We start from the raw sequence: 9,519 nt of genomic DNA on the forward strand, positions 1-9,519 counted from the left end.
AGACGTCCGGGACGCCTGTGCCTGCGGTCTCGCTCGCGTTCGGCGGTGTGGCCCGGTCGATGTGCGATGTCTGGCACGCTGATTGCTCCGTACGGGAGTCGGGGGCGTGGGTGGATGTCGTCGGGCGTGCGTTGGTGGTGGGGATCGGGCGTTTCGCGGCGGACGGGTCGGGGGGCGAGGTTCCGGTCGGCGCGTCGGTGTGGTCGGAATTGCCGTTCGTGGACGAGGTGGTGCCGCCGGTCGTGGCCGCGCTGAACCGACTCGGGTATACGACCGATGTACACATGGACATCGGTTCGGCCGCTTTGCGCGTTGCGGTGGCCGGCGCAATCGGGACCGCGCGGGTCGTCTACGTGGCGTCCCACGGGCAGGCGAGCGGTTCGAACCCCGATCGTGTGGATGTGGTTCCCGCGGACGCCCGGGTGGGGCATGGCACGAACGCCGCACAATGGGTGGACGACGCGCAGGAACTGGGTGTTCCGACGTTGTTCCTGTTCGACTTGTGCCGGGCCGGTCGCGCGGCGGCATTACCGCACTTGGTGCACCGGTCGGACTCGCCGGCAAACGCGTGGGTGATCGCCGCGTCGAGCGGGCGCGAGAGCGCGTACGACGGGCGGTTCAGCGTCGCCCTTGCCGAGGTGTTCGATGAGATCGCTCGCACCGGGTTGGACACGGACCCCGCACGGTCGCACGTGCCGTTCTCGACGGTGGCCCGCAGAATCCGCCGGCAGGTGGAGGGGATGCCCGGGACGGTGCAGAGCGTGCAGAGCACCGCGATGGTCCTGGCCGAGGACGAGCCGGACCTGCCGTTCTTCCCCAACCCCGCTTACGATCCCGCAGCCGCCCGCGCGGCCGGTGTGGATCCCATGCTGCGGGTGTTCCTCGACCCTTCGGACGCCCGGCACTTCACCGACCGGGCCGGTACCCGGTTCACCGGTCGGCGCTCGCAACTGCGCCTGCTCGCACCCTGGTTGGACGACGTCGAGGCGGGTGGCCTGCGGGTGGTGACCGGCAGTCCCGGGGTGGGGAAGTCGGCTCTGTTGGGGGCGTTGGCATGCGCCGCGCACCCGGAGTTGGTGGAGGTCGCGCCGCACGTGCGCGAACGCCTGGACGCCCGGGACGCGTCGGGGTGTCCCTCGGTCAACGACAGATTGGCCGCCGTGCATGCCCGGGGTCGCACCTCTTCCGAGGTGTTCGCGTCGATGGCTCGTCAACTCGGCATGGTGCGCGCGTCCGGCGTGTCGATGGGCACGACGGTGTGCACGGGCCTGCTGCGCGAGCGGGGCGAGGTCCCGGTGGTCGTGGTGGACGCCTTGGACGAGGCGTCCGACCCCGGGGTGTTGTGCGCGGAGCTGATCCGGTTGGCGGACGTGCGCCGCCCGGACGGCAGGGCGGGAGTGCGCCTGTTGGTGGGCACCCGGTCGTGGCCGGCCTTCGCGGCTTTGCTCGACCGGGCGTCCGCGGCGGGTGGGCTGCTGGACCTGGACACCGTCGATCGTGCGGAGATCCGCCAGGACTTGGCGGACCACCTCAATGCTCGCCTCGCCGACCTGGCCGGTTACGCTCCGCCTCGCATGCGTGCGATCCGACATCGTCTCGCCCAGGCGATCGCCGATCGCCTGTCTCCGCACTCGGATCGGAGCGCGGAATGGGGGGCGTTCCTGGTGGCCGAGATCTTCACCCTCCACCTGGCCCGGGTCCCGGTGCCGGCCGACCTCGACGAGGCGGGACAGTTGGGCCGTTCCGTGCCCACGACGCTGCCGGCGGTGTTCGACTTGGACATGGCCTGCCGTCCGGATGGTCCCGGCATCCGCGCGGTGCTGTCGGCATTGGCGCCGGCCCGGGGCGAGGGCATGCCGCTGGAGGTGGCGCTGCCGTTGGCGGGCCTGTTCGCCGACGTCGATCCCGAACGCGCGCGAACGTTTCTGCCGGACGCACTGTTCTACCTGCGTGCGATCCCCGACCGGGAGGGAACCCTGCTGTACCGCCTCTTCCACCAGGCACTCGTCGACCATCTCACCCGACAGCCCGCGCTCGATTCCGCGACGCCCACCCCCGGCGACGTCCTGGACCATCTCCTCGCCACGCACACCACGTTCGACGGCCGCATCCGCACTTGGGACAGCGCACCCCCCTACCTCGTGCGCCACGCTCTCGCCTACGCCGAAGCCGCCGGCCGCCTCGACGAACTCCTGGTCGACACCGAGTACTTGGTCCACGGCGACCCGGCCGTACTGGCCCCCGCATTCCTCGATGCCAAAACCTCCGGGGCGCTGCTGGCCCGTGCCGTCTACCGCACCTCCATCCACGACCATCACCACGCCGACCCCGCCACCCGCCGTCGCGTCCTTGCCTTGGACGCGACACGGTTCCGGGCGGCGGCTCTCGCGTTGGCCTTCGCGGACAAGACCGAAGCGGGCACCTGGACGGCCGTCGTGCGGACGGCCGATCCCTTCGAGTACGAGCGCAGGGACGCCCGCACCGAACGCGCCGGGGCGGTGAATGCGATCGCGTACACGGTCCGGAACGGGCGGCTTGTCGCCGTCACGGGAGCCGACGACCACACCGTGCGGGTATGGGACCTGACCACGGGAGTACTCCTCGGTCACCTCACCGGACACACCGGGACGGTGAATGCGGTGGCGTGCACTGTTCTGGATGGTGACGAGTTGCTCGCCGCCGTCACCGGATCCGACGACCACACCGTGCGGGTATGGAACCTGCGCGACGGACGGCAACTCGGCGATCCCCTCTCCGGGCACACCGGGACGGTGAATGCGGTGGCATGCACCTTCGTGGAGGGGCGGCCCGTCGCGGTCACCGGATCCGACGATCGCACCGTGCGGGTATGGGACCTGGGCCGCCCGGGACCCGACGCGCCACTCGGGCGATCCGGCGAACCCCTCACCGGACACACCGGGTCGGTGCTTGTGGTGGCGTGCACCACCTGGAACGGGCGGCCCGTGGCCGTCACCGGCTCCGCGGACGGCGACGTGCAGGCATGGGATCTGGCCGCCGAACAACGCATCGATGGATTCCTGCTGCCCGCACCACCGGGCGTGTTCGGCAGAGAAGTCGGCGAACCGTTGTTCGTCAGTTTCGCTGCGGACGTCGCGCTCTTCGTGCGCCGGTCCCCGGCGTGGTCGAACCGCCTACGCCTGAACCCGCCCACTGCTTGGGACATTTCGTGACACGGTCCCTCGTGGGAGTCCACGGCACAGGGAACTCGCGCTGCGGCGAGACACCCGGTGAAGCGGCCGAAACCCTGGACCGGGCCCGGCACACCCACCTCACCACGGCACTCCACCGCGCCGGAGCCGGCGGGCCGACACCCGAGGCGTCCGGGGCCTACTGCGCCGACCTGCTCGGCAAACCCGGCAGGCAGGATGCCGGCGACGCTCTCGACGACCCGGGCCCTCCGAAACCGAGTTCGCGCGTCAGGGGTCGGACACGGTCGACCGGCCCCGGGAGGTCGCCGCCGGCGAGCGGACCATCGGGCCGCGCCAAGACGTCGAGATCCTCGCCCGCTCGCGGCTCCTGGGCCCGATTGCCCCGAAGTCGTGCGCCGTGATCTTCTGCCGTGAGGTCCCCACTTGTCTGAAGGTCCCCGAATGCCCGGCTCACGCCACTGCCCGGTCCCGGGTGACCGACGCCCTCGAAACCGCAGGCGTCCGCGTGGTGATCGCCTACTCTACGGCGAGCGGGCCCGCACCTCCGTCGGGCTGATCGACGAAGTCGTCGACGGGGGCTGGGGCGTCGCCGGCACCGTCCTGACCGCCACCATGCTCAACGGCAAAGCCTGACCTGCACCCTCCGTGCGGGCTCGGCGCCGTGGTGCCGCCCGGCCCCACCCTGCCGGGCCCCGCACTGCCGCGCCCCGCCCGAGCCACCTGCGGGCCCACCTCGGCCGGCTCCGTAGCCGACGACTGCACGGCGAACACACGGGCCCACCGCCGAGTCGATTCGCCGACCGTCCCCCGCCGCTCACCGCTGCCGGAGGATGGCGGCGGGTCCGTAGGCGGTCGGTGGGCGGCCGAGAAGGTTTCCGAACGCCGTGGTGAAGGCGGCGGGATTCTCGTAGCCCAGTGCGGTCGCGACCCGGGCGACCGGCGCCCCCGCGGCCAGGTGGCGCAGCGAGTGCAGCACACACGCACGCTGTCGCCATTGGGTGAAGCTCAGACCCGTGCCACTGCGAAACAGGCGGCTGAGCGTGCGTTCGCTCACGTTGAGGGCTGCTGCCCAGCGGGCGGGCGGGTCATGAATATCGGGACTTCGGAGAAACGCGTCGCACAGTCGACGCAGCTCCCGATCGGCGGGAAGCGGAAGATCGAGCGGAAGCGGTGTGAGGTTCCTGATCTCGTGCAGGAGCAGATCGATGAGGATGGCATCGCGCCCATGCTCGGGGTAGCGGGGTTCCATCTCGACGGCATCGAGGATGAGTTCCCGCAGCAACGCGGAGACGTCGACGACTCGACAGCGCGAGGGAAACCACGGGACGGCACTCGGCTCGATGTAGAGGCTGCGCGTGCCGACTCGCGTCATGGTGACCTGGTGCGCGGTCATGGGCGGGATCAGTACGGCGCGGTGCGCGGGCACGGTCCAGGTGCCGTCGACGGTCTCCACCTGCATGACGCCGGTGACGGCGTAGAGGAACTGGGTCCGGCGATGCTCGTGGAACGGGAGCAGGTGATCGGGGGGATAGTCGGTGCCGATGGCCAGCACGGCACGATCGAGGCCGTCCACTTCCGCGACGGGGATGTTGCGCATGTGGCGACGCTACCCTTGCTGTCCGCTACGCGTAAGAACATGGCGATCGATCGATTGCCCGCCGGCCAGGGGCGTCCGTAGCGTTCCTGCAGTGCTCACTCCTCTCCTTGTTCTCCTTCTGTTCGGCTGCCTGACGGGCGTCACGACGGTGCTCTTCGGTTTCGGCGGCGGGTTCATCACCGTCCCGGTCGTCTACGCCTTCCAGACGGTCACCGCGGATTCCGGTACCGATGCGATGCACGTCGCGGTGGCGACGTCGACGGCGGTCATGCTGGTGAATTCGCTGACTGCGACCCTGGTGCAACTGCGCCTCGGGCGGCTCCGTCGGGAGTACCTGTGGCCGCTGCCGGCCTTCGTCGCGATCGGCGCCGTCGTCGGTTCCGTCGCGACCACGTGGGTCGACGGCCCGCTGCTGCACGTGCTCTTCGCCGCCTATCTGGTCGTGACGATCGTCGACAGTCTGCTGCGGAAGGGGTTCGTGGTACCCACACACGCCGTACGGCCGGCGCCCCTCGGCCGGCTCACCACCACCTTCGGCGGAGCCGGCATCGGCGCGGTCGCCGCGTGCCTGGGAGTGGGCGGAAGCGTCATGACGGTCCCGCTCCTGCGGCGCAGGGGTCTCCCGATGGCCGAAGCGGCCGCGATGGCGAACCCGCTGAGCCTTCCCGTCGCCGTGGTCGGGAGCATCGTGTACGCACTCGCGGCCGGCTCGTCGGCGCATGCGGGCCGGGTGGGTTACGTCGATCTGATCTCCGCCGCGGCCCTGCTCGGCGGTTCGCTGCCCACCATCGCCGTGGTGAAGCGCATCGGCCGCCGCGTCCCGGATCGCGTTCACTCCGTTGCCTACATCGCCCTGCTCGTACTCGTCCTGTTCATGATGGTCCTGACCGGGATGTGATCCGGCACCAGGTTCCGGGCCTGGCCCGCCGGCCAGGCAATCCAAGGAGCCATTCTGTACACCGGTTCACCCTGGTAGGGCCGCACCGTGGGTGTCGATCGAAGGAACCATCGCGTACACCGATTCACCCCGGTACGGCCGCCCCAGGGCGTCACCGGGACGGACCGTCGGCTCCCCCGCTGCGCCGCCGCCCGTCGCGCACCACGGGCGGCACGGCGGGCGCCCTGTCTCCCGGAGGACGAATGCGCTTGCCGGAGCGCTGCCCCTGACCGTCCCGAGCGTGGGAGGCGAAGGCATGCCCGCCCGTTGCCGGGGATCGCGGCCGGGGCCGGCCGCACTCCCTTGATCCTCCGGTCGCCGGCTCGCGTCGCCCGACCGGACTCCGTCGAACTCGGCCGAACTCGGCCAACGTGCAAGCGACTTCCGGGCGCGGCTTCTAGGCTGGGTCGGTGACTTCTCCGTTTGCGGTTTCCCGAGGTGAACAGCGGTTCGTCGACGCGGCGCAGGACCTGGCCCCACGGTTCGCGGCGGCGGCGGACCGGCATGATCACGAGGCCACTCTCCCGCTCGCCAATCTGACGGCCTTGCACGAGGCGGGGTTGGACCTGGCCGCGATGCCTCGGGACCGGGGCGGTGCCGGGCTGTCCTACCAGGCGCTCGGGGAGATCCTGCGCATCGTCGGCAAGGCGTGCCCGTCGACGGCGTGCGTGTGGACGATGCATCTGGGCGCGGCGCAGGCGCTGGTCGGCTTCGGACCGCCCGTCTATGCGGACGAGTTGGCGGCGGGCAAACGGTTCGCGAACGCGTTGTCGGAGCCGACCGGCGGGAACCTGTTCCTGATGCCGCTCCAGCGAGCCAGTCCGGTGGACGGCGGATTCGAACTGGACGGCGCCAAGCGGTTCGTGTCCGGGTGTGAGATCGCGGATCATTTCCTGGTCAACGCACTGGTCGAGGACGGGCCCGCGTTCTTCGGGGTCGGCCGGGACGACAGCGTCGAGATGGTGTCGATCTGGGACTCGATGGGCCTGCGCGGCACCCGCAGCCAGTTGGTGAACTTCCGCAACACGCTCCTGCGTCACGAGAACCGATGTCGCATCGTCGACCCGACGGCGCCGAACATCATCGCGCTCGGCCTGCCGTGGCTGTCGATCGGCGTGGCCGAGGCCGCGCTCGACGCGTTGGTCGACCATGCCCGCAAACGCGTCGTACCGACCACCGGCAGGCCGCTGGGCGACATGCAGTGGGTGCACTTCGACGCCGCCGACGCCCATGTCAAGCTCCTGGCCGCCCGCACTCTCGCGGAACGCGCCATGTGGCTCGCCGACCGGGGCGCGCCGGGCACCCTGGATGCCGCCGTGGAGGCGAAGCTGTACGCCAACCAAGTGGCCAAGTCGATCGCGGAGTTCGGGCTCCGGGTCGGCGGCGGCTCGGGGTTCCTGCGATCCTCGCCGATCCAGCGGCACTTCCGCGATGCCCAGGCCGGCGCACTGATGGCCTTCTCGGTCGAGGTCTGTCGGGATCTGATCGGCACACGCCTGACCGGCGGCGAACAGCCCTGAGATCGACCCCATCACGCAGGCATCCCGGCGAACCGGCCGCGACGATCTTTCGCAGCGCGCGGCTGCGGCGCGTCCCCGACCCATGGCCCATATCGCCGACTCGACAGGTGTTTCCGGCCGGAGCGCGCGCGTGTCGGTCGAGAGCTGCGGGTCGGGGAAGTCCCTCCGCCTGCGGCTCGTGCGGCCGGTGTGCCGGGCGAGGGAGACAGTCCCACCACACTTGACCAGGGCGACGGGCGGGGGGGCTCCGGGGGCGCTGGTTCGCCGGATATCCGAGACGATCCGGTAGGGGTACAGCAGGTTGACCACCGGCGAAGACCCTGTGGCGACTGTGCATGGCGCCCGACAGCCGGGGAAACGGTCGGCCCCGGATCCGTCGGGGCGTTGCTTGCGACTGTCCGGAATCAGCGAAGGGCGGTCGGCGTTTGCAGCTATCGATGCAAAGTTCGCGCCGGCCGCGCCCCGGTCGTCCCGGGACACGCGCCCTGCCGGCGGATGAACCACCGAAGGACACATGAGCACAGAGCGATACCACATCTCGGTCCCCGACCACGTGCTCGACGACCTGCGCGAGCGGCTCGTACGCACCCGGTTCACCACCGCGACGGACGCGGCGTACTGGGCGGCCGGGGTCGATCCCGGCGACCTGCGCAAGCTCGTGGCGTACTGGGCGGACGGCTTCGACTGGCGGGCGGCCGAGGCCCGACTGAACGCGTACCCGCACTTCCGCGCCGAAGTCGGCGGCCGCAAGGTGCATTTCGTACACATGCGCGGCAAGGGCCCGGTCGGAGGGCCGGCGCCGCTGCCGCTGGTGCTCAGCCACGGATGGCCGAGCAGCTTCGTGGAGATGTTGCGGATCGCCGAACTGCTGACCGACCCGGGCGCGCACGGCGCGGACCCGGCGGACGCGTTCGACGTGGTGATCCCGTCGCTGCCCGGGTTCGCCTTCTCCGAGCCGCCGAGCGGCCCGTTCACGCGCCGCGCCGTCGCCGAGACATGGCACACGCTCATGGCCGACGTGCTCGGCTACGGCCGCTTCGGCGCGGAGGGCGGCGACATCGGCAGCGGGATCACGCAGTGGCTGGGCGCGCTGTTCCCGAACGAGGTGGCCGGCGTGCTGGTCACCTCGTCGGTGGTCCCGACCGACTTCGGTGCGGCGCCGCCGACGCCCGAGGAGCAGGCGTTCCTCGACGCGCTGGCCGTGTACGACGCCGCCGACGGCGGCTACAGCGGGATCATGTCCACCCGCCCGGACACCGTCGCGGCCGCGCTGGTCGACTCCCCGGCGGGGCTGCTGGCGTGGATCGTGGACAAGTACCGCGACTGGAGCGACTGTGGCGGCGACGTGACGACGCGCTGGGACCGCGACACGCTGCTGACGGTGGCGACGCTGTACTGGACCACCGGGTCGATCGGCACGTCGTTTCGCGAGTACTACGACTGGCCGCACAACCGGTCGGTGCCGCCGATCACCGTGCCCGGCGCCGTGACGCTGAGCAACGAGCCGGCGTTCCGCGGAATGCCGCGCGGCCTCGCCGAGCGGATCTTCACCGACCTGCGGCAGTGGCACACCCCAGAGCGCGGCGGGCACTTCATGGCCCACGAGGAGCCCGAGCAACTGGCCCGCGACCTACGGGACTTCTTCCGACCGCTGCGGGAACGAGACTAGCCCGGACGAGTGGCTCCGACGTTTCCGCTCTCGCCTGGTCGGCTGGTGGGGGTGTGAGCGCAGAGCCGACGACCTCCCACGGCACCATGGAGGTCCGACCTTGAAGGAGTGCCACCGGTGCGACTGGTTTCCGATCCCGTGTTCGGCGAAGTGGATCTCACCGCTTCAGCGGAGGAACCGGCCGCTCCGGCAGACGCGGTGGCCGAAGGCGACGGGTTCGTCGGCTCCACGTCACTGTCGGACGGGGACGCCTTGGCAGGGATCGGAGTCAGGAGGGTTTCCGGCCTCGGGCTTCGGATGGAACTCGACGCCTCGCGGCAGGTCCTGGTGATCAGCGGCGATCCCGGTGTGGTGGGGCCGGCCTACGGCTCGAACGGTCGTTTCCCCATTTGCTCGCGCACGGTGACGACTGTGGGGTTGAGGAGGGTACGGCGTTGCCAGTTGGCGCCGTCGACGACGAGGGTGTGGCCGGAGACGAAGCGGGCGTAGGGCGACGTCAGGAAGGTGGCCGCCCAGCCGAGTTCGCGTACCCGGCCGACTCGCATCGCGGGTTGGCAGGGGTCCTTGTCGTGGGTGCGGGCGAGGTTGCCCTTGATGTCGGCGGTCATGTCCTCGTGGGGGAACAG

The 9,519-nt window shown here is 70.7% G+C and carries 6 protein-coding genes and 1 pseudogene; 5 read left to right on the plus strand and 2 right to left on the minus strand.

All coding sequences use genetic code 11. From position 1 onward, the window contains the following. Window positions 1-110 precede the first annotated feature (110 nt). Both ABZ374_RS27050 and ABZ374_RS27055 read left to right on the plus strand, forming a co-directional pair. Complete coding sequence (locus tag ABZ374_RS27050) at window positions 111-3,191, plus strand: hypothetical protein (RefSeq protein WP_360315440.1); 3,081 nt, start codon at window positions 111-113, stop codon at window positions 3,189-3,191. A 420-nt stretch (window positions 3,192-3,611) separates the two neighbouring features. Further along, a complete protein-coding gene (locus tag ABZ374_RS27055; RefSeq protein ID WP_360315442.1) occupies window positions 3,612-3,803 on the plus strand; it encodes a 4-oxalocrotonate tautomerase in 192 nt (63 codons plus the stop codon). Window positions 3,804-3,984: 181 nt separating this feature from the next. On the opposite strand, the gene ABZ374_RS27060 is transcribed toward ABZ374_RS27055, so the two are convergent. Beyond that, entirely contained in the window at window positions 3,985-4,767 is a 783-nt protein-coding gene (locus ABZ374_RS27060; protein ID WP_360315444.1) for a helix-turn-helix transcriptional regulator, read from the minus strand. 91 nt (window positions 4,768-4,858) lie between these two features. Here ABZ374_RS27060 and ABZ374_RS27065 point away from each other — a divergent pair, with 91 nt between their 5' ends. The 3 genes from ABZ374_RS27065 (at window position 4,859) to ABZ374_RS27075 (ending at window position 8,893) form a co-directional block, all read left to right on the plus strand. Then, the gene (locus ABZ374_RS27065) at window positions 4,859-5,665 is read left to right on the plus strand and encodes a sulfite exporter TauE/SafE family protein (RefSeq protein ID WP_360315446.1); all 807 of its coding nucleotides are present in this window, start codon (window positions 4,859-4,861) and stop codon (window positions 5,663-5,665) included. 449 nt (window positions 5,666-6,114) lie between these two features. Continuing rightward, the gene (locus tag ABZ374_RS27070; protein WP_360315448.1) at window positions 6,115-7,224 is read left to right on the plus strand and encodes an acyl-CoA dehydrogenase family protein; all 1,110 of its coding nucleotides are present in this window, start codon (window positions 6,115-6,117) and stop codon (window positions 7,222-7,224) included. Window positions 7,225-7,738: 514 nt separating this feature from the next. Continuing rightward, the gene (locus ABZ374_RS27075; protein WP_360315450.1) at window positions 7,739-8,893 is read left to right on the plus strand and encodes an epoxide hydrolase family protein; all 1,155 of its coding nucleotides are present in this window, start codon (window positions 7,739-7,741) and stop codon (window positions 8,891-8,893) included. 362 nt (window positions 8,894-9,255) lie between these two features. Here ABZ374_RS27075 and ABZ374_RS27080 read toward each other — a convergent pair. Then, a pseudogene (locus ABZ374_RS27080) lies at window positions 9,256-9,519 on the minus strand (short-chain dehydrogenase); the annotation flags it as partial.

Origin of the sequence: Embleya sp. NPDC005971 (assembly GCF_040629175.1) — a bacterium.
Classification (GTDB): domain Bacteria; phylum Actinomycetota; class Actinomycetes; order Streptomycetales; family Streptomycetaceae; genus Embleya.